The following is a 25,853-nucleotide window of genomic DNA, read 5'->3' as shown; positions in this document are numbered from 1 at the left end:
TCTGCTCGAGCTCACCCGCGGCGAGGTCCGCCGGTGGATCTCAGCTTTCTCTGGGCGCGGCGTCCCTGCGCCACCATGAGCGGTACGGCTTTCAGGCCGAACCGAGGAAACATGTCACCCAACCGGACGATCAATCCACGCCACCGTGGGATCGTCGTGACCAGCCGCGGCGAGTCGAGCACCGTGCGCACCGCAGCGACGACCTCGTCGGGTGCGAGCAGCTTCCCGGAGAACGACAGCGCGGAGGCCGGATCGTCGAGCTTGTCGTGCAGCATCGGTGTCCAGATGCCGTCCGGGCAGATGCACGAGATGTCGATGTCGGTGATACCTGCAAGCCGGAGGTCGGCCATCGTGCTCAGGCTGAAGCCGAGTGCTGCGTGTTTGGACGCCGCGTACACCGCCTCACCGGGCACCGCGGTCAGGCCGGCGAGCGACACGATGTTGACGACGTGACCGCCGCCGTTGCCTCGCATTGCCTCGATGGCCGCAACGGTCCCGTTGATCGCGCCGAGTGCATTGACCTCGATGATCGATCGGCGGGCCACCTCGTCCTGTTCCCAGGCCGGGCCGGTGAGCAGGACTCCGGCGTTGTTCACCCACACATCGAGGCGTCCTGCGCGTTCGACGATCGCGTCGCGCGCGGCTTCCACCTGGGTGTGGTCGCGGACGTCGACGGCAAGGGCTGTGGTGCCGCCGCCGAGTTCGTCGGCTGTGTCCTGGGCAGTTGCGGGGTCGACGTCGGTGACCAGAACTTGGTAGCCGCACTCGACGAGGAGAGCGGCGATCGTCTTGCCGAGACCGCGACCGGCGCCCGTGACAACCGCGCCCGCATGAATGCGGCTCATCGCCGACCGGCCTCGAGATCGCCGTATTCGATACCGCCGTGGACGTAGGTCGGTACGACAGGCCACTGCCGTTTCCGCGGAGCGAGTTCGCTCGACGGCAGGATCTGGAGCCAGCGTGGGTCTGCCGTGCAGGGGTCGGCCAAGGTCTTCTCCTTGATCATCGAATCGTACTGATCGAGAGAATCTTCCAGGGTATTGGCATTGGGGCAGATCTCGCGGCCGTATTGTTCGTGGTACTTGCGCACACCTGGAATCCGCGAGAGTTCTGGTTGCCAGTTGTCCAGGGAGATACCGTTTTCCGACGAGACCCACACGCCGTCCGGAGTGTTGACGACGAGCGAGTGGTTACCGTCGGTGTGGCCGGGTGTCCACAGCAGCGCGATGCCGGGGCCGAGCTCGATGTCGCCGTCGAATGTCACGAATTTCGCCGGGTCCACCCCGCTGAGTCCGCCGTCGACGTACCACGCCCACTGCATGGGGTGCAGCGACTGCAGTGTGGCGAGCTCGCGACTGTGTACCAGCATCCTCGCGTCGCCGAACAGTGGTCGGCGTGGTTCGGTCTCGCCTTCGATGACATCGGTCGAGCCCAAAATCATGCGGGGGTCCTGCACGTGCAGGTGGTCGAAGGTGCAGAAGTCGATGTCGTTCGGCGTCAGGCCGAGCTTCGCAAGCGCGTCACCAGGCTCGTTGTAGTAGTTCAGAACGAGCTTTTCCACGAGATGACCACCGGGAATCCTGTCGATGAGTGTGCGCAGGTTCCGGTAGAACGGAGCTTCGGCCGACCCGTCCGGCACGGTCGGCTCGAATACCAGAGTGCGCGGGGTGCCGTTCCAGTCGTCGTACTGGACGACGATCATCCTGTTGATCATCGAGATCAGGGGCGATGCGGGAACCGATACCGCGTCATGGAATGCGTACTTGACCGGATACGGTGCGGCAGCGATGTCCACCGATTTGATCGCACGGATCCGTCCTTGCGAGATGAAGCGTTCCTTGTATGTCTCCGCTGCATGCCGTACAGCTGCCAGGCGTTCGCCGCGTGGCCAGATCGCGTGGACCCCGTCGAATTCGGGAATCGAGCGTGCGCCGATCGCCGCGAGCGCGTCGTCGGTACTGTCTGCCTGCTTCGCCATCAGTGTTCTCCCCTGAGCCGTGTGGTTCCGATCCAGGGTGCAAGACGTGCAGGAGGAAAACTTGTTTCAATGCGACATTCTCGAGTTGGTGGTGCGGCGGAGTTCCCGGGGGCTCATCCCGTACCAACGTCTGACGGCGTGACTGAGTGAGGCCTGCTCGGCAAAGCCGACGAACTCCGCTACCTGGGCGAACCGCACGTCGTCGGTCGTGATGAGCCGGTGCGCGGTATCGCGGCGGATGTCGTCGAGGACCCTGTCGAAGCTGGTGCCTTCATCGGCGAGCCGTCGCTGCAGTGTTCGGGGATGCATCGAGAGCAGACGCGCGACATGGAGCAGCGTCGGCTGCGTTGCGAGCGTCGTGGCAAGGATCCTGCGAACGTGCACACGCACTTCGTTACCGGGGTCGGTGAAGTTGTCGGTCAGGTATTGAATTGCGAACTGCCGGACTGCCTCGTCGGAGTCGGTGAAGCATTCGTCGAGGACCCTCCGGTCGACGCAGATGGCGGCGACAGGTCGGCCGAACTTCACGTCGCTGCCGAAGAAATCGGTGTATCTGCGGACAGGAGACAGCGGCGGGTGCGGAATCTCGACCGATCGGAGGCCGATCCGTCCGCCGAGGAGCAACTCCGCGATCCGGAAGAAAAGCCCGAGACCCAGCTCGATTCCCTGTCGCGAGTACGCCGACTCCCGCAGGTCCTTGCAGTAGGTCAGTGCGACGACACCGCGACGGTCGTGCGGGTCGGGCTCGACATCCACTCGGAGAGCCGGACTGTGTACGAACAAGAACCGTGATGCGCACTGCAGCGCTGCTGCCACGGTCGACGACTCCTGGATCGCCAGTGCCAACGGGCCGAGGATGCTCAGGTCCTGCACCGCTGCCAGCCTCAGACCGAGGTCAGGGCAGTGGAGTTCGGAGGCTGCGGTGTCGAGCATCGAGTCGTGCGCGTCGATCGGGATGAGTTCGTCGTCGGAGGCGATGAGGTACGGGGACAACTCGAACCGCTTCAACAGTCGCTTCGGGTCGCCGCCGAGTTCTTCGACCAACGACGTGAATCCGCGAAGGCTGGCAGCGCGGATCATCGGGACCCTGCGTGTCAGGGTGAGTTGAGTCCAACGGTTCACAGCAACCCCGCCAGCAGGGCAAGAGACGGATCAACCCCACAATGACGATTTCTCCCACCATGCCGATCGAGGACAATGGCCGGATGGACCCCTCGCACCCTCGCGCCGACGGCCCGCAGCGACGACGCACCTTCAACGCTGCCGACAAGCTCGCCCACCTCGCCGCGTACGAGCAGGTGTGCACGAACAACGGTGGCGGCGCATACCTGCGACGCGAAGGCCTGTACTCATCGCTGATCAGCGAATGGCGCAAACAACGCGACGCCGGCGTCCTCGAGGGCACCAAACCCGGCGACAAGATTGGCAAACTTACCGCCGAGCAAACCGAGATCGCCCGACTCAAGCGTGAGCTCGACCGAGCCAACAAGAAACTCGCGACCACCGAAACGGCCCTACTGATCATGGGAAAAGCACAGTCGCTCTTGGAGCAGATCTCCGAGAGCACGGACGCGGACGAGCCGCGCAAGAAGCGTTGACGACCATCCATCACGAACTCACCAAGTCTGGCGTAACAACAAGGACCGCAAGTAGATTGACAGGAGTAGTGCGATCCACCGCAGGACGCCACAAAACGCGATCTGCGACAGCGGAACCGCCCATGCCCGTTCCACGCACTCCGGAAAACAAACTCACCGACACCGAACGCCGCGCTGTGCTCGAGATGTTGTGCAGCAAGCGGTTCGTCGATCAGGCACCCCTCGAGATCTACGCCCAGCTACTCGATGACGGCACCTACCTGTGCTCGGTGTCGACGATGTATCGAATCCTGCGGGAGAACGCGCAGGTCAAAGAACGTCGTCGGCAAGCGCGTCATCCTGCCCGCACGTGCCCGGAGCTGGTCGCGACAGCACCGCGGCAGGTGTATTCGTGGGACATCACCAAGCTCGCGGGCCCGGTCAAAGGCACCTATTTCGATGCGTACGTCATGGTCGACATCTACTCCCGTTACATTGTCGGTGCACACGTCCAAACCCATGAGTCCGGCTTGCTCGCTGCGGAGATGATGACTGAAGTGTTTGCTGTACATGGGATTCCAAATGTTGTCCATGCAGATCGGGGTACGTCGATGACGAGTAAGACCGTCGCGACGTTGCTCGCGGATCTGGAGGTCACCCGTTCACATTCACGGCCGCGGGTATCGAACGACAACCCGTACTCGGAATCACTGTTCAAGACTCTCAAGTACGGGCCGCGGTGGCCCGAGCGTTTCCTCTCGATCCACCATGCGCGGGACTTCATGGACTCGTTCACCTCGTGGTACAACCACGAACATCGTCATACCGGGATCGGTCTACACACGGCCGCCGATGTGCACTTCGGTCTCGCTGGACAGAAGGCCACCGAACGCGCCGCGGTACTCGCCCGGGCTCGTGTGCAGCATCCCGAACGCTTCGGGACGGTCGAAACCCCGAAAATTTTGGATCTGCCCACCGACGTGTGGATCAACAAGCCCGCGGTCGACACCGACACCGGCGATGTCGAGGACGACTCGGGCGGACCTGCTGCTGATCAAGCAGTCGCGTAACTCCCGTTGGACTCAATCACCTTGACAAGTTCCGGGACCATGACACGAAAGACTAGCTCTGGGGCGCGCAGTCGCATCGTCGACCGGTCACTCATAAGCTGCGGGGCATGAACACACACACGGACGTGAGACCCGGCATGGGTGCTGACGCGACACGGCGGCAGGTCTTCGCGTGGGGCCTGTGGGACTGGGGCTCGGCAGCGTTCAACGCGGTGATCCTCACCTTCGTGTTCTCGGTGTATCTGACCGATGCCGTCGGGGACGATCTTCCCGGGTCGATCTCCGCGAGTACCTGGCTCGGTTGGTCGCTCGGCATCGCAGGATTCGCCATCGCCGTACTCGCGCCCGTGTCAGGGCAGAAGTACGACGCGACCGGACGACGGAAGCGTTCACTGGGGGTTCTGACCTTCGTGACGGTGGTGTTGATGTCCGGAATGTTCTTCGTTCGGGACGACCACAGTTTCCTGTGGCTCGGACTGGTGCTCCTCGGTGCCGGTTCGGTGATCTTCGAACTCGCCAATGTTCCGTACAACGCGATGCTCAGTCAGGTCTCCACCGAGAAGAACATCGGTCGGGTCTCCGGATTCGGCTGGTCCATGGGTTATTTCGGTGGGATCGTGCTGCTCCTGCTGTGCTATACGGGATTCATCGCAGGCGACGGCGACACCCGAGGCTTCCTGTCGATCACCACCGACGACGGACTCAACATCCGGCTGGTGGCGTTGCTCGCTGCAGTGTGGTTCGCGGTGTTCGCCCTGCCCGTGTTGTTCGCAGTGCCCGAGAAGCCCCATCAACGCGCCGACGACGAACGTCGGGTGGGTTTCGTCGAGTCGTACCGTGTGCTGTGGAGCGACCTGAAGGAATTATGGAACGAGGACCGGCGCACCGTGGGTTTTCTCGCGGCGTCCGCCTTGTTCCGTGACGGACTCGCCGGGGTGTTCACCTTCGGCGCTGTCCTCGCTGTCACCGTGTACGAGATCAGCGCCGCCGACGTGTTGTTGTTCGGTGTGGCCGCGAACGTGGTGTCGGCGCTCGGTGCGCTGGCGGCAGGCCGCATCGACGATCGGGTCGGACCGAAGGCGGTCATCGTCGCCTCATTGGTATCGATGATCGGGGTGGGGGCGGTGCTGTTGGTGGTGTCCGGACCGTTGATGTTCTGGATATTCGGACTTCTGCTGTGCCTGTTCGTCGGCCCCGCGCAGTCGTCGGCGCGTACTTTCCTCGTCCGCATCACCCCCGTCGGCCGAGAAGGGCAGATGTTCGGCCTCTACGCCACTACTGGTCGCGCGGTGTCGTTCCTGGCGCCGACGCTGTTCGGATTCTTCGCGTGGTGGTTCGGCGCGGACCGGGCGGGCATCGTGGGACTTCTCCTCGTGCTCGCGTCGGGCCTGGCCGCGCTGCTCGCGGTGCGTGCACCGGAACGCTCAGTCGTTCACTGAGAGTGAGCTGACCACCTGCTCCGCCGCATTGCGGTGGCCCGCTGCGTTGGGGTGCAGTGGGATACCCGGCGAGGTCGGAACGATCCCTTCCATCCACCGCTCGTCGGGGGTGGCGCACGAGTCGTGTCCGATCGTCGACGTGCGAAGGTCCACGAATTCGGCCCCGGCCGCAACGACCTGCTGGGCCATCACCGTGTTGAGCCGGTCGATCTTGGACTGCAGGTACGTGGCGTCCTGCGGCCATATCTGTTGCTCTGGAAAACAGCCACCGTCACGGATCCCCGTCGGGTAGCCGACGAACAGGATGCGCGCGTGGGGTGATCGTGCTCGGATCTCGTCGATGATCGTGCCGTACTCGGGCGCGAACGCATCGATGGCGAGGTCGAACGAATCGGGTCGTTCGGAATTGCTCTCGGCGCAGGACGTACCGTGCGGAGCGGACGCGAAATTGGTGCACGCAATCGCCAACTGCACGAGGCCGATGTCGTTTCCGCCGATACCGACCGTGACCAGGCCGGTATCGGGCCGCAGTGCGTCGTACTGCGGGGGCACGGTGGCCCGCGTGAGGATGGAGATCTGTTGCCCCTGCAGATCCTCCGAGACGGCCCCGCCGCAAGACGCGTCGATGAACTCGTCGACACCGAGTGCGTCTGCGACCAGACTCGGGTAGTTCACCTCGGAGCGTCCGCATTCGGCGCTGGTGCTCTGTGGCGGGATACCGGGACCGGCGACGAACGAATCCCCGAGCGCGACGTATGAGTCGTATGCCGGTTGCGCTGCTGCCGGTGCCACCCCCGCAGCAGCGGCGGCAATTACTGCGAAGGCAGTTGCAGCGAAACGAGATCTGATCGATGAGCAGCGCACGTATCCCCCCGGTGTCCGATCGCTCCATCATGACGGTGCGAGATGGGGCTGTCCAGGGGGAGGGCTGTCACGCTTTGAAGTACACCAATTGGTGGGCGGTGGCGAGCAATGTGTCGCCCGCGCCCCACAGGTGCGCGGTCTGGTCGAAGTAGTTCTTCCCGAATCGATTGCTGCGGGCTGTGGCGAGGATCGGTTGATCCGACTGGGCTTCGATCTCGGCAGCGTTTGCGTGGAAGTAGATCGTCAGGGTCACCGTACCCGCGGGGAGCGCGTGGCCGCGCCGCAGGAACGCACGGGGGTAGAAGACATCGCACAGGGCAGTGAGCGAAGTGAAGTCGAGCGGGCGTGCAGGTTCGTCCCGGACCCAGAGAGTCGAGGTGGAATCGGGGTGCGGGGAGGCGTCTGCACCGGGGATCCGGCCCTCCACGAATCGCATTTCGTAGTTCTTGCCCCACGCCACGAAATCGGGAAACGGGCTGGCGGCGACTTCGTTCGCAGGTGGCGCGCTGGGCATCGGAAGTTCGGTCGCCTCCCAGGTGTCCTTGCGGTTGCCGAACACGGCGGTGGCGGTGGTGGTGACGGCCCCGTCCTGGGCCAGCTCGATCAGCCAGTGCTGGCTCGAACGATTGGTGCGCACCGGCCGGGCGACAACCTCGAACTCGCCGTAGGCGATCGCTGCTGCGAAGTTGACCGTCAGCGACAGCGGAGTCCCGAGAACCTCGGGATGAAGCCGGACGGCCTGCAGCATCGTGGCGGCCGTGACACCTCCGAACGGCCCGACCATGTTCGCGTACGCGGGGTGGGTGCTTCCGGTGTAGCGACCCGCATCGATGGCGGTGAGCTCTACAGCGGAGTCGAAGACGTGGACGGCGTTCTCGGTTTCGGGCATGACGTCATGAAACCAGAGTCGGCGGCGCTCCTCGATTACCGCCCGGGTAAGTGCGTTGGCGGGTGTGGCACATAGTCACTGCCACGGCGTGGCGCACAGTTCCTGACGTGCCTTGTTCCAGAACGGGGTGAGCTCGACCGACCCGGCGTCCGGGTGGGCGCGTTGCCCCAGCTCGATGAATTCGAGGACCGTCATTCCCGCCGTGCGCGAGTACACGCATGCTTGCAGGGCGAGCTCGGCCGCGTCCGCGAAGGGCAGGGAGTTGCCCCACGGCCCGAGGTCGGTCGAGTCCACGAATGTGTCGAGATCCGTGCCCCGACGATTGTATTCGAGCTGGGTTTCGTAATCACAGGGCTTGCGGAACAGGGCGGTGCAGGTCGTGGAGCGACCGTCCAGGACGAACGCGCTGTCGTCGAGGGTGCGTTGAGGTGGGTTCTTCGGCCCGTCCCACGCAATGAAGAACGCTGCCACCGCAGCCGCGATCAACACAACCAGCAACAGCGCGCCTCGTTTCATGGGGATCTCCTCACCGGCAGTTCCTCATCGACGTTGTCCCACCTGGGCGCTGATGGCGGCCGTGACGGCGCCGGGAGCCTCGTCCGGGATCCAGTGCGACACTCCGTCGAGGACCTCGAAGGTGTAGTCGGCGTCGACGTGGTCGCCGCAGAGTTCCGCGGCGAACCGGCCGACCGCAGCATCGCCGGTGCTCCAGACGTAGGTGGTGGGGACCTTCACCGGCGGGAGATCGCCGGTGCCTGGGGTCATCGCCCGGTACCAGTTGAGGGTGGCGGTGAGCGCGCCCGGTAGGCGGAGCACGCGCACGTATTCGTCGATTGCGTCGATGGCTACTCCTTCGCCGTAGAGGGCGCGCAGTCGGTGCGCGTCGTCGGCGAGCAGGACGTGCTCGGCCTTGCCGGCTTCACGGAACAGGGAGAAGTACGTCGAGCGGGCTTTCTGGTCGTCGTCCTCGCGTAACGCCAGGCCGAACGCAGCCAGGTGCGGGATCGACAGCGCGGTCAGTGATCGCACCCGCGCGGGGTGATGTGCAGCCACGTGCCATGCGACCGACGAACCCCAGTCGTGTCCGACGATGTGTGCGTCGTCCACACCGAACGCATCGAGAATTCCGAGAACATCCGCGCGCAGGTGATCGATCCTGTACTCCGCGACCTCGGTCGGTCGGGCGCCGGGGGAGTAGCCGCGCTGATCGGGTAGCAGCACCCGCATGCCGTTGCCGGCAAGCTCCTCGGCCACCGCGTTCCAGCAACGCGACGTCTGGGGAAAACCGTGGAGCAGTACGATCGGCGGCCCGTCGGCCGGGCCCGCGAACCGGACGTCGAAGGTCAGATCGCCGAGCCTGACGGCAGTGGACTCGAATCCTGCTGAATCGAACGCTGCTGTTTCGGGCACCCTTCAACGGTACGTCCCGAAGTCAGTCGTGGAGCGGATTCCACGCGGCCATTCCGAGCATGATCAGGCGCATCTGCTTCTCACCGCGGTTGAGGACCTCGGCTTCGGCGGCGCGACCGGGTTCGACGGCGAGTAGGTCCAGCACCACCTCGAACATGGAGGTGACGAGCAGGTTGGCGGCCATCTCGAGATCGTCGGTCTCCCATGCGGCGAGCTGGGGGATGCGGGCGAGGTCGACCGCGAGTTCGCGGGTGAGCAGGCGGAGTTCGACGGTGAAGGCCCGCGCCACTTCCGGGTGACCGCCGTGACGTTCGCGTGCGAGGAATCGGAATGCGGGCTCGTGGTCGCGCACCTGCGCGAGCAGTGCGGCCAGCGATGCCTGTGCATTGGACGGTCCTGGATTGCGACGTGCGTCGCGCAGGACCGAGCGGAGCAACCGCATCGTGTCGTCGGCGAGTGCGACGCCGAGTTCTTCCATCGATGCGAAATGCCGGTAGAACGCGGTCGGCACGAGGCCGACTGCGCGGGTGACCTCACGCAGGCTCACGCTCGCGAAGCTGCGATCCGAGGACAGCTCGAGTGCGGCGTCGAGGATTGCCTGGCGGGTGCGTTCTTTGCGTTCGGCCCGGCTGGTCGGTTCGGGGGCGGGGGCTACGGGCACGCCCCGAGTGTAGGCAGACCGGGCGCTCCGAGATCGTGCCGCCCCCGCCGCGAGTGTTACTGGCGTCACATCAGGGTTGACAGCGTTCGGTCCGAACCTGTCACACTGGACTCAGTGTACGAATGTGCACTGAATGGACGCCTCCGCATCGGAAGGTTGGAAATCATGACTGTGAGCGCCGCGCCGAGCCGTGTCCCACTTCGGGTCGGAGTCAGAAAACTGCTCTTCGGAGCACTTGGTGCACTCTCGACACCGCACCACCCGGACCGTTACCTCGAACTCGCCGACCCGCTGCTCACGACGGTCGCCAACCGCGCCCGGATCACCAGTATCGATACAAGTGTGCACGGATCGACGACGCTGACCCTGCGTCCCGCACGGCCCTGCCGGTTCGAGCCGGGCCAGCACATCCAGCTCGCCGTGGTGATCGACGGGGTACGGCACGTGCGCACGTTCTCGCCGGCGATCGTGCCGGGATCGCGCGATGTGGTGCTCACCGTCGGTGTACGGCCGGGTGGACTGGTATCGGGTCATCTTGCGGAACACGCACGGCTGGGCGACGTCGTCGAGGTCGGTGACGGCGCAGGGAGCTTCGTACTCCCCGAATCGCGGCCATCGCGTCTGCTGATGATCAGCGGCGGTTCCGGTATCACCCCGGTGCTGTCGATGGTGGGGTCGCTCGCTTCCGAAAGTGGCACGAGTGCAGTGACGTTCGTGCACTACGCGCGTACCTCGGCGCACGTACCCCGCCGCGCGGAGCTCGACGCATTGGCATCGCTGCCCAACGTCGAGGTCGTGCTCGCTCACACGCGCGGCGAGGGTGGACACCTTCACGGACGGTTCGAACGCGCACACCTCGACGCAGTCGCGCCGTGGTTCGCCAGCACTCCGGCCTACGTGTGCGGGCCGTCCGGCCTGGTCGAGAGCGTCCGTGACCTCTACGCCGAAGCCGGATCCTCGGATCTGCTGCACACCGAAATATTCACGCCGCCCACGTACGTCGTCGACCCCGACGACGCGTCCGGCTCGGTGTCGTTCACCGCATCGGGAATCGTTGCAGCCAACACGGGGGCCACAGTCCTCGAACAGGCCGAGAATGCCGGACTCGCGCCGGAACACGGCTGTCGCATGGGAATCTGCCATACCTGTACGGCGATCCGGAACTCCGGATGCACACGTGACGTGCGCACGGGTGACCTCGATTCCGAACCCGGTGCGCGCATTCAGATCTGTGTCAGTGCACCGGTCGGCAACGTAGCCGTCGAACTCTGACAACGAAGCGAACTTTCCAACCAGAGAAAATGGAGGACAGCATGTTCGGTTTGACTATTCCGTCGATTCCGTTCCTGCCGTTTCTGTCGGGTGGTCGCACGCAGGTCGTGGCGGATCCGATAGTCCTGAGCCGCGATCAGGTCGACGAGATCGGCCGCGAGTTGGATGAGTTGCGGGAACGTACCGTTGCATCCCTCGGCGCCGAGGACCGTGAATACATCTACCGGATCATCAAAACCCAGCGTGGACTCGAGGTGGCCGGCCGCGGCCTGCTGTTCCTCGGTTTCTTCCCTCCGGCGTGGGTGGCCGGGGTGGCTTCGCTCAGTGTGTCGAAGATCCTCGACAACATGGAGATCGGCCACAACGTCATGCACGGCCAGTACGACTGGATGCGTGAGCCGTCGCTGAACTCCCGCACTTTCGAGTGGGACACCGTGTGCCCGTCGGATCAGTGGCGGCACTCGCACAACTACATGCATCACACCTACACCAACATCGTGGGGAAGGACCGTGACATCGGGTACGGCATCCTTCGGATGGATCCCGCGCAGAAGTGGCACCCGTATTATCTCGGAAACCCCGTGTATGCAACGGTTTTGATGTTGCTCTTCGAATGGGGTGTCATGTTCCACGACGCGGAAGTGGAGCGAATCGTCTCGCGTGAGCGGAACTGGCGCGACCTGGTCCCGCTGGCAAAGGGCTGGTGGCGCAAGGTGCGGCGTCAGGTGGTCAAGGACTACGTCGCGTTCCCGTTGTTGAGCGGTCCGATGTTCGTTCCGACGTTGGTCGGTAATGCGACCGCCAACCTGGTCCGCAACGTGTGGACGTTCTCGATCATCTTCTGCGGTCATTTCCCGTCGGGTGTGCAGTCGTTCTCGAAGGACGAGACCGTGAACGAGACGCGTGGCGAGTGGTACGTGCGCCAGATGCTGGGGAGCGCGAACATCAGCGGCACCCCGCTGTTCCACATCATGTCGGGCAACCTGTCGCACCAGATCGAACACCACCTGTTCCCGGATCTGCCCGCACACCGGTACCCGGAGTTGGCCCCGCAGGTCCGGGCGCTCTGTGAGAAGCACGGATTGCCCTACAACACAGGTGGCCTGTTCGCGCAGGTTTCCTCCGTCTGGAAGAAGATCTTCCGGTTCGCCCTTCCGCCGGCCCTGGTGCCGCCGGAGCCGGAGACGACGGTGCTCATCGACCGTTCGCCGAGTCCCGAGCGAAGCTCCGAGACGGCGGGTACTCTCGCGCGGGACAACGCGTGAGGGGATCCGGCATGGTTGGAAAATTCGAGCGGAACAAGGACGTCATCCAGGAGGTGACCGAATCGACGGCGACGCATGTCGGCGCAATCGCGAGCATCATCGCCGGCGCGGTCCGCGACGTGACCCGCGAGATCGGTGACCTGATCACCGAAGGGATCGAAATGCGCGAAGCCTCGCGGAAGGCGCGCAATGATCACCGCAGTGACGAAGTCTTCGACGAGAAGGACGACGACTTCGGCGAGAAGTAAGCAGGACAGACGGAAAGCTCGCAGCCCTGGTGGATGACCACCAGGGCTGCGAGCTTCACAACTCTTCCGCGAGCTTCGTCAGATGACGCCGAGGGCGAACATCGCGTCGGCAACCTTCACGAAGCCGGCGATGTTGGCGCCGTGCACGTAGTCGCCCGGCTTGCCGTACTCGGCAGCGGTCTCGATGCAGCGACCGTGGATGTCGCGCATGATGCCCGCAAGGCGCTCATCGGTGTAATCGAAGTGCCACGAATCGCGCGACGCATTCTGCTGCATCTCCAGCGCGGAGGTGGCGACGCCACCGGCGTTGGCAGCCTTACCGGGAGCGAAACGGACGCCCGCCTCGCGGAACACGGAGATACCGCCCGGAGTGGTCGGCATGTTCGCGCCCTCGGCGACGACCTTGACACCGTTCTCGACGAGGGTCTTGGCGGCGGTCTCGTCGAGCTCGTTCTGGGTGGCGCAGGGGAGTGCGACATCACACGGGACGGTCCAGATGTTGCCGTCGGCGAAGAACTCGGCACCGGTGCGCTCTTCTGTGTACTCGCAGATGCGGGCGCGACGGACTTCCTTGATCTCCTTGAGGAGAGCGAAGTCGATGCCGTCCTTGTCGTAGATGTAGCCCGAGGAATCCGACGCCGCGACGACCTTGCCGCCGAGCTGGTGGATCTTCTCGATCGCGTAGATCGCGACGTTGCCGGAACCCGACACCACAGCGGTCGAACCCTCGAGGGAGTGGCCGCGGGCCTTGGCCATCTCCGCGACGAAGTACGCGACGCCGTAGCCGGTGGCTTCCTTGCGGACCTGCGACCCGCCCCAGGTGAGGCCCTTGCCCGTGAGGACACCGGACTCGTAGGAGTTCGTCAGACGCTTGTACTGGCCGAACAGATAGCCGATCTCGCGTCCACCGACGCCGATGTCACCCGCGGGAACGTCGGTGTACTCACCGATGTGGCGGTGCAACTCGGTCATGAACGACTGACAGAAGCGCATGATCTCCTGCTCGGAACGACCCTTGGGGTCGAAGTCCGAGCCGCCCTTGCCGCCGCCGATGGGCAGGCCGGTGAGAGCGTTCTTGAAGATCTGCTCGAAGCCGAGGAACTTCACGATGCCGAGGTTGACGCTCGGGTGGAAGCGCAGCCCGCCCTTGTAGGGGCCGAGCACGCTGTTGTACTGCACACGGAAACCGCGGTTGACGTGCACCTGGCCGTTGTCGTCGATCCACGGCACGCGGAAGATGATCTGCCGCTCGGGCTCGCAGAGACGCTCGATGAGCCCGGAATCGAAGTAGGACGGGTGACGTTCCAACACTACGTGCAGAGACTCGAACACCTCGGCCGCAGCCTGATGGAACTCGGGTTCGCCCGCGTTGCGGGCCTTGACCTGTTCATAGATCTCTGCGATGCGGTCCGAGGTCGACACGCCCACCTACCTGACTGTGAGAAGACTGTTACACCGTATTTACGTCGTGAACTATAGGTGCCGAGCACTACTGTCTGGTAATCCGGTCCCCTTGTGCGAGAAGGAACACAGCTGTCGCGGCAGGTGGAAAACATGGCCTGAGCGGCAATCGGAGTGGCAGAACAGGACGCGTGTTCTCGATCGTGCGGCAGCCCGAGCAGCGCATGCGATGCTACCGACGCCGTCGTCCAGGTGTCCTGGTTCCTCGGACCGATGCACGGCTGTGACCAGGGGCGGACCGGTCAGCGAAGTACCGCGGGGCCGAGGAACTCGCACGCGCGCAGGGCGAGGGCGATGTCGAGTGTGCTGTGGTTCGACAGACCCGTGGCGGGGTCGCCGAGCGTCTTGCCGATCCGGTACTTCACGGTGTTGCGATGCAGATTCAGACGCTGTGCGGTGTGGAGGTGGCTCTCCCCGGTCTCGAAGTACGTGCTCAACGTCTTGCGCAGGTCTGCGGCCTGGGCTGTGTTCTCGGCGAGCGGGCCCAATACTTCCCCGACCCACGCCCTACTCGAGTCGAGGTGTGCCGCCAGGAACGAGATCACCGCGACACCCCGGTCACCGAAACCGATGATCGGGCCGGTGGAGGTGTCGGGAAGACTCGCGACCGTGTGCGCTGCACGGGCTTGCTCGTGCGAGCGACGGAATCCGGCGGCGCCTCCGGCAGCGAGGCCGAGGACCGCACGGAAGCCCGGGCTCCCGGGTACCGAGGTGGACAGTTCTGCGGTGTCGATGTGGGGGCGCCGGCGTCCGAACGGTAGCCAGGCCCACATCGTCGCCCGGTCGACGGCAGTGAGGATGGGGGCCGATTCCGTACCGAGATGGCGTGCGATGTCGCGGACATATCGATCGAGCCGGGGAAGATCGTTGTCACTGCTGTCGGTCGACCAGGCGATGACCGCGACGTGGAGTCGTTCGAGGCGATAGCCGGTCTCGGTTTCGAAAGCACTGGTCTCGGCCGGATTGCCGGCGAGCATGCCGTGGATGGTCGACGATTGGACATTTCCCTGCGCGCCGATCCACCGTCGTCGTTCCTGCTCGTATGCACTGAATACGTACAGCGTGATGGCGTCTATGTAGCGGTAGAGCACTCCCGAGATGTGCTTGAGTGCGGCCATGGCCTCGGGGCCCGGCAGGCCACATGCGTCGATCTCGTCGTAGCACGCCTTGAGCATGTAGTCCTGGCCCATGTGGTACGCCCGTACCAGAGAATGCGACGGTACTTCCCGTTGGGCGAGGCGCAATGCGTATTCCACGGCAGCCGTCGTCGGTTGCAGATGCTCGACCGGAATGTTGTTGGCGAGGACATGGATGATCGTCGAGACATTGCCCTGCACGCTTGCCTCGAGCAGTTCGACCAGCTGGGGATCATCGTCGAGTCGATCGATCTCTCTGGCCAGGAGCACCGTGATCTCGCGGACCACATCGGCCGATCGGGCATCGAGTCGGTGCGCGATATCGGCAGCGATGGCCACGAGCTCGGCCGGGGCGGGGTGGCCTAGCGGCGATGCTGTCGGTCCGTCGGCAGCAGTCAACGACGTGTCCCTCCTGCCTGTCGTAGGTGGCGTAGCGCGGATCCTGCTGCGTTGTATCCGCACATCCCGTGGGCACCCGCGCCGGGAGGCGTCGACGCCGAGCACAGATACACCCCGTCGATGCCGGTGCTGTACGGGTCGCGGGCTATTCGCGGGCGGAACACCACCTGCAGGTCGGCGTTGGCGCCGCCGATGATGTCACCGCCCACCTGATTGGGGTTGTCGCCGGAAAGGTCGGCCGGGGAGTGTGCGGACTGCGCGACGATGCGATCGCGGAATCCGGGTGCGAATCGTTCGATCTGCTCGACGATCGCGCCGGTCGCATCGCCGCTGAATCCCGCAGGCACGTGGGCGTACGCGTACACGGGGTTGAGCGACCCCCGCGAACGAGTCGAGTCGGCGACATACTGCTGGCCGAGCAGGACGAACGGCCGGTCCGGCATCCGACCCATGGTCACTTCACGCTCTGCCAGGGCGATCTCGTCGAAATCCCCGCCCAGGTGGACGGTGCCCGCCCCGGCGCATGCCGGGTCGGACCACGGAATGGGTCCGTCGATCGCGAAGTCCACCTTGAACGCGCCGGGAGCATGACGGAACTTTCCGTACGCCCTCGCGACCCGCTTCGGAAGCGCCGACCCGAGGATCGTCAGCGCTGCTCCAGGCGCGATATCGAGCAGGACCACGTCGGCGGTGGGAATGTCTGCGGAGCTGCGTACATGCACTCCGGTGTGTATCTTGCCTCCGTGTTCGGCGAGCATGGCCGCGAGCGCCCGGCCGATCGCGGCGGAACCGCCCTCGGCCACCGGCCATCCGTAGCGGTGCCCGGCTGCGGTGATCATCAGGCCGACCGCGGAGGTCGCCGGCCGGTCGAGCCGATGGTAGGCGTGCGCGGCGACGCCACCGAACAGCGCGCGACCCTGCCGCGTCCGGAACCAGCGGGCGGCGACGGTAGCGGGGGCCAGTGCGCGCGGGCCGAACGCCGCGAGCCGCAGCGGATGCCGGGGGACGTTGAGCACCGGCCGCATGAGATCGGCGGCCAGATCATCGAATCCCGCGGCGAGATCGGAGAACATGCGGTGCCACCGAGGCCCGTCGTCACCGAGGCCTGCAACGGTTTCTTCCAACGAGCGGTGCAACAATGCCGCGTCGGTTCCGTCGAGGGGGTGAGCGCAATCGACTTCGGGCCACCGCCACCGCAGACCGTAGCGCTCGAGGGCGAGGGTCTGCAGGTACGGCGAACCGGCCCCCATCGGGTGGAAGGCAGAGCAGTGGTCGTGGATCAGACCGGGCACGGTCAGCTCACCCGACCGAGTGCCTCCACCGATGTCGTGGGCGGCCTCGAGGACCTGAACGTCCACACCGTTCTGTGCGAGGTGGACGGCGGCAGCAAGCCCGTTGGGACCGCTACCGACCACGACCGCGGTGCTCATCGACGAGTCTCCTTGCTGGGCGCTGCGGGGCTGGGCGTTTCAGGACGATGACGCATCTTCGGTTCGGTCAGTGTCCCCGGGTCGGTGAGTGCGCGCTCGACGTCCACGTCGATCGTCCAGGACACGTTCACGGGGATAGGGCCGTTCGGCAGCCACGGCTGTTCCGCGATGGCATCGGCGACCTCGAAGGTGCCTCGCTCGACGACGCCGAGCGCTGCATCGATCACCTGGTATTCCTGGGTGCTCTTGTGGATGGGTTGCGATTCGACCCATGTCACGAGAAACTCGCCGGGAGCGAAGTTGCAGCGCCGTTGGATCGCATCGATCAGACCCTTGCTGTGGAAGTGCCCGTCGCCGAAGTTGAACGCAACGACCGAGTTGCAGGAGAATTCGGCTTCGCGCAGCGTGTAACGGTCGATATCGTCTCCGAGTTTACGCAGCATCAACGACAGCAGGCCGCGACCTTGACTGTGCAGCGAACGGAACCCCAGCAGCTGATGCATCACGATGTCGGCCCCCTGAGGGGAATACATCGACAGCAGCTGGGTGCGGGTGTTCGCGGCGGGACGGACGATGTGCTTCTCGAGTTTTTCCTCGGCGCCGGGAGCGAATGCCCACAGACCCGTTGCCCAGTTTCCCGAGTACTGCCGCATCGACGGCAGGAAACTGACGAGGTCGGGGCGCACGTTTCCCAGGATCGGGAAGAAACACAGCGCGGCCGCGATACCCACGGTCAGCCACGGCGACGACATGTCGCCCAGGCCGAAGCCGGACTCGTTCGGGTGACCCCAGAAGAGGAAGACCGTCAGATACGCGAACAGTAGATTCCATTCGAGTGGCACCGCGAGTGGGAAGGTCGAGGCGATGAACAAGTGGAACGCGACCATGAGCAGGACCGCGAACAGCGTCACGGTGCGGTCCGTCGAGAACAGCAGGATCAGCGGCGTCACGATTTCGACGAGAGTGCCGAGGATGTGCCCGACTCCGCCCGCGACCGGCGAGGGACGCAGGTCGTTCGGATAGTTCCTGTAGTGCAGGCGCTTGATGGTCTTGGATGCCAGCCACGGTGTGTTGCTGATCATCGGCGGGATCACCCGCGCGAAGTGATGGCCGAACTTCGACACACCCGCGCCGACCCACACGACGACGATGAGCAGTTTCGCGGCGACGATCATGTCGACGAACGGCAGGACCGCGAAGAACACCATCGCGGGCAGATACTGCTCGCCGCGGGCCGCCAGGAAGATCACCTTGTCTCGGAGGCCGATGAGCACCAGCAGGGCGATCACCGGGACAACGAGCCACGGTCGGATCAGGCCGCTGTTCTCTGCGGACACCGCGTCGAGCGATGCGCTACTCACGCCGGGAAGCGTGATGGCGACGAGCATGCTGACCAGGAGAGTCGCGTAGACGACCACGTCGAATACTGTGCGGGTGTCGCCTGCTGTACCGGGAACCTTGCCGGGCCAGGGTGGGAGCCGGATGGTCTCCGGCCGGAGCCAGTACCGGAACCCTCCGGTCATGGGCTTGAAGTGTCCGGCGAGCGGCCCCCACGACCCTGCAACGCCGAGCGTTTCCAGCAGCGCTGTCCACAGCACGAGTTTCTGGTAGACGATCGGTTCGTTCCACCACGACGCGACGTCGAACCACTCCAGTCCCGACGTAAGTGTGGCGATCGCGGTGCCGGCGCCGACGTACAGGACGAGCAGTTTGACGATGTAGATGGTGTGCACCATCTTCGGAGTGCCGAATCCGTAGTCGACCCAATGGGTTGCCGTCACACGGAGGCGGTCGAGTAGGGGACGGTCGAGGAATGTATCGGGGTCGACGGCGGGAGGAGTCCCGGTCTTGAATCCCATGGCGTACTCCTGGGTTCGTTGTCTGGGCAGGGGGGATCGCCTCGGGTGCGTCGAATCGACGACCGAGTCGGGGGAGTGCGGTCAGAGAGCCGGGACGCTGCGGTGTGTGCGGCGGAGTTCCGGTTTGTCGATCTTGCCGACCGGATTGCGCGGCAGTGACTCGACGAGGTGCAATTCGGCGGGAATCTTCACGCGTGTCAGCAGGCCCGCAATGTGGTCGAGTAGTTCGGTTTCGGTGACTTCCTGATCCGGGTAGGTCACGACATACGCGACGGGAACCTCACCGTACGTATCGTGGGGCGCGCCGATCACGGCGCATTCGAGGACGGCCGGATGGGCAGCCAGTGCGTTTTCGATCTCCTTGGGATACAGGTTTTCCCCACCGCGGATGATCATGTCCTTGATGCGGTCTACGAGTGTGAGGTAGCCGTCCTCGTCGAGGCGGCCCACGTCGCCGGTGTGCAGCCAGCCGTCGACGACGGTGTCCCGCGTGTCGTCCGGCCGATTCAGGTATCCGCGCATCACGTTGGGGCCCTTGATGATCACCTCGCCGATCGTGCCGGTGGGCAACAATGCGCCGCCGGGCCCGGCGATCGCGATCTCCTGGCCGGGCAGCGCCGGACCGACCGTGCCGGGTTTGCGCGGGCCGTCGATCGGATTACAGGCGGACGCGCACGTTCCTTCGGTCAGACCGTATCCCTCCACGACGGCGAGATCGAACCGCTGCTCGACCCGGTCGAGTAGCTCATTCGAAATCGGTGCGGCACCGCATATTCCGAATCGCAGCGACGAAGTATCGGCGGCCGGATCGCTCGGCTGGGATACGAGGAGTGCATAGATGGTGGGGACCGCCGAGAAGTATGTGGGCCGCAGGCGCGCGACGTCCTCGAAGAAGCGGTGGGGTGAGAACTTTCCGGTGATGGTGAGTTGCGCTCCCGCCGCGATCGGAGCGAGGAAACTGACCGCGATGGCGTTGACATGGAAGAGCGGAAGGATCAGTAGGCAATGGTCCTGCGCCGTCAGTTGGAGATGGAGGCGGAACGAGGACGCCATGAAAGCCAGGTTGCCGTGTGTGAGCTCGACACCTTTGGGGCGTCCTGTCGAACCCGACGTGTAGATCAGCAGGGCTGTATCGTTTGCGGCCGGCCGGTGCTCGAAGCGGTCTGGAGGCGGTTCGGTGGCGATGTCGTCGACCGGGATGGTTGCGCGATCCGCACTCGGTGCTACGGCGCCTTCGTTCAGGACGAGGACGGCGCCCGAATCCTCGATCTGGTATCTGGCCTCGGCTTCGGTGAACAAGGGATTGATCGGTGTGGCGATCGCGCCGATGCGCCATGCCGCCATCAGTGCTACCAGGAGCTCGGCGCGGTTGGGCAGCATCACGGCGAGTACGTCACCGGCATCGAGCCCCCGGTCGCGTAGCTGCGCAGCGAACGCGTCCACACGATCAGCGAACTCGCGGTAGCTCAGATCGGTGTGGTCGTCACGGACGCATGGAGCGTCACCGCGCTCTGTCAGGTGGTTCCACACCAGATAATCGATATTCGTCATGCCTGAATCACCTTTTCATCGTTCTGTGATTCACGACACTATGCGGGTTCGGGGTGGCGGAGAATGGCCCAGCGGGCTCAGCTTCGATGCGGCCTTTGTCCTCCGGAGACAAAAGCCCGTCGCGCCGCACAGTGTGACAGCGGCAGCAGATTCGCGTGTTCGGTCACATCTTCTCGCCCGGTAGCCGTGCAGCCTGCTCGACCCAGGAGCGGAGCCGGTCCTCATCCGGTTCGTCGTCCTCGTAGATGTCGAGGTAGCGAACCTCGTCGTGCTTTGAGGCTTTCGGCGGGACGGGATCGAGTGACGTCCCCCGGAAGAATTGCACCTGCACGTATTTGGTGAAGCAGCGGAACGACAGGAACCAGCCATCGCCCTCGATGCCGTAGAACGGTTGGTTCCACTTGACGGCCTTGTGGACCTCGGGAACCGCGGAGACGATGAGGGCGTCCAAGCGTTCGCCGAGATCGCGTTTCCACTCGGGCATGGCCTCGATGTAGGCCGCAACGGGGCGGTTTCCCTCGCCCTTGGGGATCTGCGGGTTGCCGCCCGAGAGTAGCCTCGGAGCCGCGTCGTTCTTCTTGCGGTCGATCATGGAATCCTCCTGCTCGTCGTCGATCTCGCCGGTCCGCCGAACCTACGCATTACATTGCGTCGACCTCCCGCTCTCGATACTCCCGTGGGGAAACGCCGTGGAAGGTTGTGAATGCACGGCTGAAGTTCGACACTTGCGTGTAACCGACCCGGCCCGCCACAGCACTGGGTTTCGCGCCGCCCGCGAGAAGGTCGCGGGCGATACGCATGCGGGCGGCGTGCCGCCAGCTCGCGAACGGCATTCCGGTCTCGAGTCGGAAGGCCTCGTGGATATCGCCGGTCACGTCGAAGGTCGTGCTCTCCACGCTCGTGCCGATCCGGCGGAGGAAGTCGGTCGCCGCGTCCCTGGCCTGCCTTGTCTTGGGCATCGGCACGGTTCGGGCGCGCTCCACTGCCAGCCGATCGCCGAACACGTCGAGGATATGCCGGGGGTCGTAACCGGCGGGCCGCAGCGCGGTGTTGGTGCTCACCGAGCAGTAGAGCAGATATGTGTCCCACGCTTGCGGGAAATGCGCCCTGAGTGGACCGGGAAGCCGCACGTCGTCCGCACCCAGCACGCCGATGGGCAAGGAGAGTGAGTTCTCGGGCAGGCCGGTCTCTCTTTCGACGCCGGCAGGCAACCAGATGGTGTCGCCTCTCATTCTCGGGTAGGTGGTGTCGCCGACTCGCGCCCACCCCGTGCCCCGGTATATCCAGGTCAATACGTTGTATGGGGCGACTCTCGGTGTGTTCCGGGCTGCGGGGACAGTGCGCGGCGGGGCCGGTGCATCGTCGAGCAGGTTCACGAGTGCTCCGGCCTGACGATCTGCCACGACACGGCGAGAGGAGCGCGCGTCTGTCGCGGCGGTTACCTTCCCCGCGTAGTCGCGGGGTGTCATTCCGTGGTGTTCGCGGAAGGCGCGGGTGAAGCCGTTGCGGGTCGCGTACCCGGTGCGCGCGGCGACCTGGCCGACCTCGTACCCGGCCGCGAGGAACTCGCGTGCGGCTGCGAGTCGGCACAAAGTCCGCCACCGCGCGAATGTCATGCCGGTCCGGCTCGAGAAATCGCGACGTAATGTGTTGGGGCTGCACGCTGCCAGGGCTGCCCACTGCTCGACGGTGTAGTCGAGCGCCGGGTTCCGCACCAGTTCCAGCGCCACTCTTCGTGCTGCCGTAGTCCGCGGTATCGGCGGGTAACGCCGGGCGTTGCCCATGACCGTGTGCTGCGGGACGTTCGGACCGGACCGGGTGAGCACTTCGACGAGATCGTTCGGCGAGACCTGTTCGTAGGTCGTGTACGCGTGGGCGAAGTGTGCAATCAACCATTCGCGCCAGGCGTCCTCCACGGTGAACCGCGCGACGTGCACCGGTGCGCCGGGGACCGCATGGGGCGAGATCCAGGTGGGGAAGGCCAGGGAACCGGGTTCCGTCCACATGCGGTGGTCGGAGCCCGGGGGAAGCCAGATGCCTGTTCCGGCGTCGACCCGGTGCTCCTGGCCGTTCGCGAGCCGCACATGTGCCTGACCGGTATGCACCCACATCATCACGTGTTCGCGCGCATCCCGAGGCTCGCGTGTGTAGCACGCGGGTATGGAAGGTGGGTTTCTGGTGATCATCGTCATTCCGGGGTGGTGGATTCACTGATAACAACTGGGGAGTCTACGCACCCTTTTCGAGGGTAGGCTCACCTAATCTTTCCGTCGTGCGCGCCCACAGCGCGCCCTGAACGCTGTCGAGCACTACACGGAAGGACCCTCGCACCATGCCCAAGACGTCGCGCGGTACCACGATGCACCCCATCAGCCTGCGCGAGGTGAACGTGGTCCGCACGTCCGATCTGACCCCTGGAATGCGCCGCGTGACGCTCGCCGGACCGCAGCTCGATGCGTTCACATCGGACAACGGTCTCGACCAACCTGCCTTCCGGACCGACGGTTTCGACGACGAGATCCGCTTGGTCTTTCCTCATCCGGGACAGTCCGAGCCTCTCCTTCCGGTGCAGATCGAGGGCAGCGTGCGTCCGGCCGACGAGGGACGAGTGCTGAGCAGGGCATATACCGTGCGGCGTTGGGATCCTGCGAGGGGTGAGCTGGATGTGGATTTCGTCAAGCACGGCACCGGCGTGGCCACGACCTGGGCGGAGCGCGCGGAACCGGGCGACGGCATCCACTTCTTCGGCCCGTGAAGATGCTGAACCAGGATCTGCGACGGCTCAACAACGGGCACCGTCACTCGGCCGGTCGATACCGTGATGATCGCCCAGGACGCTCACGTCTTTGCGGGGATCCTGCGCGACAACCTCACTCTCGCCGCACCGGCGGCCACCGACGACGAAGTGCACGAAGCGCTCGAAATCACCAGCGCAGCCGCGCTGCTCAGCGATCTGCCGGAAGGTCTGGACACCGGGCTCGGTGCGGCCGGTCACGAACTGACCGCCTCCCAGGCGCAACAGATCGCGTTGGCTAGGGTCGTGCTGGCCGACCCTGTGCTGGTGATCTTCGACGAGGCCACCGCCGAGGCGGGCTCCGCGCACGCCGACCTCCTCGACCGTGCCGCCGAGGCAGCTCTGTCCGGCCGGACAGGGCTGGTGATAGCGCACCGGCTCTCACAGGCCGCCAACTGTGACCGGATCATCGTCATGGACCATGGCCGGATCATCGAGACCGGCACCCACATCGACCTGCTCGCGGCGCGGGGCGGATATGCGCGATTGTGGGACGCATGGTCGGCGGGGCAACCGCCCCGGCAGGACCCGAACACCAGGACCCGAACACAGTGCCCCCGGCAGGACTCGAACCTGCGACCTAGAGATTAGAAGGCTCTTGCTCTATCCAGCTGAGCTACGGGGGCGCGGCCAAAATCTTAACGGGGCCGCGCCGGGTGACTGCGGGGAGGGTCTGGCTCATCCTGTGTGAGATGGCCCGGATTCCTCGGAATCATCGGCGGTGCCCATCGCGACGTCGCTTCCCGGTGACGGTTCGGCGTCGGTTTCGTCGATCACGTCCACCTTGCCGGTCTGCAGCCTCTGCATCACATGGTCGATCCCGATACCCAGTACCACCGCCACGCAGATCGAGACGACGGCGCCGAGTAGCGGTTGCTCGTGGAAGAAGCCGCCCACGAGCCGTCCCATCATCGACGAATACACAGCCCAGGTGATTCCTCCGATGATCGTCAGCGGCACGAACTTCTTCCTCGGGTACCGCGTCGCTCCGGCCGTCATGTTCACGGCGATCCGGCCGATCGGGATGTACCGGGCGGTGATGATGATCGCCGCGCCGCGCTTGTCCAGACCCTTGCGTGCCCAGCCGAACGCTGCTCGGGCCTTGGGCTTGCGCATCCATGCGAATCGCTCGGTGCCGACCTTCCGCCCGATCGTATAGGCGATGTTGTCGCCGACGATCGCGCCCAGCGCTGCGAGCGGTATGACCACCCACAGGTACGGCTTGCCGGTCGAGCCCGAGAGAGATGCGAGGGTGACCAAGATTGTCTCGCTCGGCACCGGAGGGAAGAAACCGTCGACGACGCAGACGAAGAACAGGAGTGGATACACCCACAGGGCCGCTGCCTGGCCGATGATGAATTCGTTGATCACGTCCATGGGGCGGCGTTGCTCCTGTCGGGGTCACATAGGTTGCTGCTTCTACGGTATTCGCCCTCGTGTGTGTGCACATCAGGGTGACTCCCTGATCTTGTCTCGGCGACGGCCGCCTCGATCGCGACTGCGCTGGGCCCGCTTGCGCTTCTCGTCGGGGATCGAACCGAGGGTCGGTCGCAATAGTCCGATTTCGACTCCGAAATCCCACGTCGGCGCTACCCTGGGCATCACGGGGATGGCATACATGCGGCATGTTCGATGTGGTGGGATTCACCCTAGGTCGGGAGTGAGACATGCAGGTTCCGGGCCCATTCGAGTACGAGCGTGCTACCGGCGTGGAGCACGCGATAAGCCTGCTGGACCGGTTGGGTGAAGAGTCCCGGGTCATCGCGGGCGGGCACAGTCTTCTTCCGATGATGAAGCTACGGCTCGCGAATCCCGAGCATGTGGTCGACATCAACGACCTCGGCAGCGAGCTCGACTACATCGAGACCGACCCCGAGGCGGTCCGTATCGGAGCTCTCACCCGTCACCGCGCGTTGCTCGAAGCCGACGACCTCGCCGCCGTGTTCCCCATCTTCCGGGACGCAGAGAAGGTCATCGCCGATCCGGTAGTGCGCAACCGCGGCACCATCGGCGGCTCGCTGTGTCAGGCCGACCCGGCCGAAGACCTCTCGACGGTGTGCTCGGTGCTCGATGCCACGTGTGTCCTCCGCGGTCCGTCGGGAGTGCGCGAGTTGCCGTTCGCGGAGTTCCACCTCGGACCGTACGAGACAGCGGTTGCCCCGAACGAACTCCTCGTCGAGGTCCGCCTGCCACGTAAGGGCACCGGTTCGAGTGCCTACGCGAAGGTGGAGCGTCGCGCGGGCGACTGGGCTGTTGCTGCGGCCGGCGCCGCGGTGTGGATGTCGGGTGGGGTCATCACCGACGCTCGTGTCGGTCTCACCGCAGTCCGCGCCGACGACGAGGCACTCGCGGCGATCGCGGATCTGCTACGCGGAAAAGCGCCGTCGGAGGAGCTGTTACGCGAGGCCGGAGCGCTCGCCTCGGCCGGCTGTTCGCCGGAATCCGACCAGCGTGGCACCGCCGAATACAAGCGTCACCTCGCCTCGGAACTGACTGTGCGGACACTGCGCCGCGCGGTCGAACGACTCGACTCGCTCGAAGGGAATTGAC

24 protein-coding genes and 1 tRNA gene are annotated in these 25,853 nt (G+C 64.8%); 8 read left to right on the top strand and 17 right to left on the bottom strand.

Annotated features, from left to right (window positions below; all coding sequences use genetic code 11):
- Positions 1–11: 11 nt before the first annotated feature.
- The 3 genes from EV641_RS02950 to EV641_RS02940 form a co-directional block, all read right to left on the bottom strand.
- Entirely contained in the window at positions 12–845 is an 834-nt protein-coding gene (locus tag EV641_RS02950; protein ID WP_132470692.1) for an SDR family NAD(P)-dependent oxidoreductase, read from the bottom strand.
- On the bottom strand, positions 842–1,978 hold the full coding sequence (locus EV641_RS02945) for a hypothetical protein (protein WP_132470691.1): 1,137 nt from the start codon (positions 1,976–1,978) through the stop codon (positions 842–844). Before EV641_RS02945 ends, EV641_RS02950 begins: the two co-directional genes overlap by 4 nt.
- Positions 1,979–2,044: 66 nt before the next feature.
- Positions 2,045–3,100, bottom strand: coding sequence for an AraC family transcriptional regulator (locus tag EV641_RS02940; RefSeq protein ID WP_199233107.1), 1,056 nt, complete (start codon positions 3,098–3,100; stop codon positions 2,045–2,047).
- 41 nt (positions 3,101–3,141) lie between these two features.
- Between EV641_RS02940 and EV641_RS02935 the strand changes: the two genes are divergently transcribed.
- A protein-coding gene (locus tag EV641_RS02935; protein ID WP_241996766.1) for an IS3 family transposase occupies positions 3,142–4,625 on the top strand; the annotation gives its coding sequence in 2 pieces (ribosomal slippage) (positions 3,142–3,511 and positions 3,511–4,625; 1,485 coding nt in all).
- Between the two features lie 107 nt (positions 4,626–4,732).
- Complete coding sequence (locus EV641_RS02930) at positions 4,733–6,064, top strand: MFS transporter (RefSeq protein ID WP_132470690.1); 1,332 nt, start codon at positions 4,733–4,735, stop codon at positions 6,062–6,064.
- On the opposite strand, the gene EV641_RS02925 is transcribed toward EV641_RS02930, so the two are convergent.
- The 5 genes from EV641_RS02925 to EV641_RS02905 form a co-directional block, all read right to left on the bottom strand.
- A complete protein-coding gene (locus EV641_RS02925; protein ID WP_241996764.1) occupies positions 6,050–6,856 on the bottom strand; it encodes an SGNH/GDSL hydrolase family protein in 807 nt (268 codons plus the stop codon). The genes EV641_RS02930 and EV641_RS02925 overlap by 15 nt on opposite strands.
- 139 nt (positions 6,857–6,995) lie before the next feature.
- Entirely contained in the window at positions 6,996–7,817 is an 822-nt protein-coding gene (locus EV641_RS02920) for a thioesterase family protein (protein WP_132470689.1), read from the bottom strand.
- Positions 7,818–7,892: 75 nt separating this feature from the next.
- The gene (locus EV641_RS02915; RefSeq protein ID WP_054713080.1) at positions 7,893–8,333 is read right to left on the bottom strand and encodes a hypothetical protein; all 441 of its coding nucleotides are present in this window, start codon (positions 8,331–8,333) and stop codon (positions 7,893–7,895) included.
- Between the two features lie 24 nt (positions 8,334–8,357).
- On the bottom strand, positions 8,358–9,227 hold the full coding sequence (locus EV641_RS02910; RefSeq protein ID WP_132470688.1) for an alpha/beta hydrolase: 870 nt from the start codon (positions 9,225–9,227) through the stop codon (positions 8,358–8,360).
- Positions 9,228–9,249: 22 nt separating this feature from the next.
- Positions 9,250–9,888, bottom strand: a complete 639-nt coding sequence (locus EV641_RS02905; protein ID WP_054713082.1) for a TetR family transcriptional regulator — start codon at positions 9,886–9,888, stop codon at positions 9,250–9,252.
- Positions 9,889–10,053: 165 nt separating this feature from the next.
- On the opposite strand from EV641_RS02905, the gene EV641_RS02900 reads away from it, so the two are divergent.
- From EV641_RS02900 to EV641_RS02890, 3 genes are read left to right on the top strand one after another with little or no spacing between them, the layout of a single operon-like run.
- Positions 10,054–11,160, top strand: a complete 1,107-nt coding sequence (locus EV641_RS02900) for a ferredoxin reductase (protein WP_054713084.1) — start codon at positions 10,054–10,056, stop codon at positions 11,158–11,160.
- Between the two features lie 41 nt (positions 11,161–11,201).
- Positions 11,202–12,425, top strand: coding sequence for an acyl-CoA desaturase (locus tag EV641_RS02895; protein ID WP_132470687.1), 1,224 nt, complete (start codon positions 11,202–11,204; stop codon positions 12,423–12,425).
- 11 nt (positions 12,426–12,436) lie between these two features.
- Positions 12,437–12,673, top strand: a complete 237-nt coding sequence (locus tag EV641_RS02890) for a hypothetical protein (protein ID WP_054713085.1) — start codon at positions 12,437–12,439, stop codon at positions 12,671–12,673.
- 78 nt (positions 12,674–12,751) lie between these two features.
- On the opposite strand, the gene gdhA is transcribed toward EV641_RS02890, so the two are convergent.
- The 7 genes from gdhA to EV641_RS02855 form a co-directional block, all read right to left on the bottom strand.
- Entirely contained in the window at positions 12,752–14,095 is a 1,344-nt protein-coding gene (gdhA, locus tag EV641_RS02885; protein WP_054713086.1) for an NADP-specific glutamate dehydrogenase, read from the bottom strand.
- A 281-nt stretch (positions 14,096–14,376) separates the two neighbouring features.
- The gene (locus EV641_RS02880; protein WP_132470686.1) at positions 14,377–15,669 is read right to left on the bottom strand and encodes a helix-turn-helix domain-containing protein; all 1,293 of its coding nucleotides are present in this window, start codon (positions 15,667–15,669) and stop codon (positions 14,377–14,379) included.
- On the bottom strand, positions 15,666–17,099 hold the full coding sequence (locus tag EV641_RS02875) for an NAD(P)/FAD-dependent oxidoreductase (protein WP_132470685.1): 1,434 nt from the start codon (positions 17,097–17,099) through the stop codon (positions 15,666–15,668). The genes EV641_RS02880 and EV641_RS02875 overlap by 4 nt, the downstream gene beginning before the upstream one ends.
- Positions 17,096–18,958 carry a DUF3556 domain-containing protein gene (locus tag EV641_RS02870; protein WP_132470684.1) on the bottom strand — a complete coding sequence of 621 codons (1,863 nt, stop codon included), beginning with the start codon at positions 18,956–18,958 and terminating at the stop codon, positions 17,096–17,098. Before EV641_RS02870 ends, EV641_RS02875 begins: the two co-directional genes overlap by 4 nt.
- Before the next feature lie 81 nt (positions 18,959–19,039).
- Positions 19,040–20,509, bottom strand: coding sequence for an AMP-binding protein (locus tag EV641_RS02865; protein ID WP_054713170.1), 1,470 nt, complete (start codon positions 20,507–20,509; stop codon positions 19,040–19,042).
- A gap of 163 nt (positions 20,510–20,672) precedes the next feature.
- The gene (locus EV641_RS02860; RefSeq protein ID WP_132470683.1) at positions 20,673–21,101 is read right to left on the bottom strand and encodes a DUF1801 domain-containing protein; all 429 of its coding nucleotides are present in this window, start codon (positions 21,099–21,101) and stop codon (positions 20,673–20,675) included.
- A gap of 49 nt (positions 21,102–21,150) precedes the next feature.
- On the bottom strand, positions 21,151–22,695 hold the full coding sequence (locus EV641_RS02855; protein ID WP_132470682.1) for a helix-turn-helix domain-containing protein: 1,545 nt from the start codon (positions 22,693–22,695) through the stop codon (positions 21,151–21,153).
- A 146-nt stretch (positions 22,696–22,841) separates the two neighbouring features.
- On the opposite strand from EV641_RS02855, the gene EV641_RS02850 reads away from it, so the two are divergent.
- Together EV641_RS02850 and EV641_RS02845 are read left to right on the top strand one after the other, a co-directional pair.
- Positions 22,842–23,264 (top strand): siderophore-interacting protein, encoded by a 423-nt coding sequence (locus EV641_RS02850; protein WP_054713168.1) that lies wholly within the window; start codon positions 22,842–22,844, stop codon positions 23,262–23,264.
- A 66-nt stretch (positions 23,265–23,330) separates the two neighbouring features.
- Complete coding sequence (locus EV641_RS02845; protein WP_132470789.1) at positions 23,331–23,894, top strand: ABC transporter ATP-binding protein; 564 nt, start codon at positions 23,331–23,333, stop codon at positions 23,892–23,894.
- Here the strand turns inward: EV641_RS02845 and EV641_RS02840 are convergent.
- Positions 23,856–23,929: transfer RNA gene (locus EV641_RS02840), tRNA-Arg, on the bottom strand. The genes EV641_RS02845 and EV641_RS02840 overlap by 39 nt on opposite strands.
- A 52-nt stretch (positions 23,930–23,981) precedes the next feature.
- Complete coding sequence (locus EV641_RS02835; protein WP_054713166.1) at positions 23,982–24,680, bottom strand: DedA family protein; 699 nt, start codon at positions 24,678–24,680, stop codon at positions 23,982–23,984.
- A 290-nt stretch (positions 24,681–24,970) separates the two neighbouring features.
- On the opposite strand from EV641_RS02835, the gene EV641_RS02830 reads away from it, so the two are divergent.
- Complete coding sequence (locus EV641_RS02830) at positions 24,971–25,852, top strand: xanthine dehydrogenase family protein subunit M (RefSeq protein ID WP_132470681.1); 882 nt, start codon at positions 24,971–24,973, stop codon at positions 25,850–25,852.
- Position 25,853 lies beyond the last annotated feature (1 nt).

The sequence above is a fragment of the Rhodococcus sp. SMB37 genome (assembly GCF_004345605.1).
Taxonomy (GTDB): Bacteria; Actinomycetota; Actinomycetes; order Mycobacteriales; family Mycobacteriaceae; genus Rhodococcus.
This window is presented reverse-complemented; position numbering and strand designations above follow the sequence as displayed.

What these genes read in the sequence shown, in the direction of transcription:
- EV641_RS02950 (WP_132470692.1), bottom strand. Translation starts at nt 845, where the DNA reads ATGAGCCGCATTCATGCGGGCGCGGTTGTCACGGGCGCCGGTCGCGGT.
- EV641_RS02945 (WP_132470691.1), bottom strand. Translation starts at nt 1,978, where the DNA reads ATGGCGAAGCAGGCAGACAGTACCGACGACGCGCTCGCGGCGATCGGC.
- EV641_RS02930 (WP_132470690.1), top strand. Translation starts at nt 4,733, where the DNA reads ATGAACACACACACGGACGTGAGACCCGGCATGGGTGCTGACGCGACA.
- EV641_RS02920 (WP_132470689.1), bottom strand. Translation starts at nt 7,817, where the DNA reads ATGCCCGAAACCGAGAACGCCGTCCACGTCTTCGACTCCGCTGTAGAG.
- EV641_RS02915 (WP_054713080.1), bottom strand. Translation starts at nt 8,333, where the DNA reads ATGAAACGAGGCGCGCTGTTGCTGGTTGTGTTGATCGCGGCTGCGGTG.
- EV641_RS02900 (WP_054713084.1), top strand. Translation starts at nt 10,054, where the DNA reads ATGACTGTGAGCGCCGCGCCGAGCCGTGTCCCACTTCGGGTCGGAGTC.
- EV641_RS02895 (WP_132470687.1), top strand. Translation starts at nt 11,202, where the DNA reads ATGTTCGGTTTGACTATTCCGTCGATTCCGTTCCTGCCGTTTCTGTCG.
- EV641_RS02890 (WP_054713085.1), top strand. Translation starts at nt 12,437, where the DNA reads ATGGTTGGAAAATTCGAGCGGAACAAGGACGTCATCCAGGAGGTGACC.
- EV641_RS02875 (WP_132470685.1), bottom strand. Translation starts at nt 17,099, where the DNA reads ATGAGCACCGCGGTCGTGGTCGGTAGCGGTCCCAACGGGCTTGCTGCC.
- EV641_RS02870 (WP_132470684.1), bottom strand. Translation starts at nt 18,958, where the DNA reads ATGGGATTCAAGACCGGGACTCCTCCCGCCGTCGACCCCGATACATTC.
- EV641_RS02865 (WP_054713170.1), bottom strand. Translation starts at nt 20,509, where the DNA reads ATGACGAATATCGATTATCTGGTGTGGAACCACCTGACAGAGCGCGGT.
- EV641_RS02860 (WP_132470683.1), bottom strand. Translation starts at nt 21,101, where the DNA reads ATGATCGACCGCAAGAAGAACGACGCGGCTCCGAGGCTACTCTCGGGC.
- EV641_RS02855 (WP_132470682.1), bottom strand. Translation starts at nt 22,695, where the DNA reads ATGATCACCAGAAACCCACCTTCCATACCCGCGTGCTACACACGCGAG.
- EV641_RS02850 (WP_054713168.1), top strand. Translation starts at nt 22,842, where the DNA reads ATGCCCAAGACGTCGCGCGGTACCACGATGCACCCCATCAGCCTGCGC.
- EV641_RS02845 (WP_132470789.1), top strand. Translation starts at nt 23,331, where the DNA reads ATGATCGCCCAGGACGCTCACGTCTTTGCGGGGATCCTGCGCGACAAC.
- EV641_RS02835 (WP_054713166.1), bottom strand. Translation starts at nt 24,680, where the DNA reads ATGGACGTGATCAACGAATTCATCATCGGCCAGGCAGCGGCCCTGTGG.
- EV641_RS02830 (WP_132470681.1), top strand. Translation starts at nt 24,971, where the DNA reads ATGCAGGTTCCGGGCCCATTCGAGTACGAGCGTGCTACCGGCGTGGAG.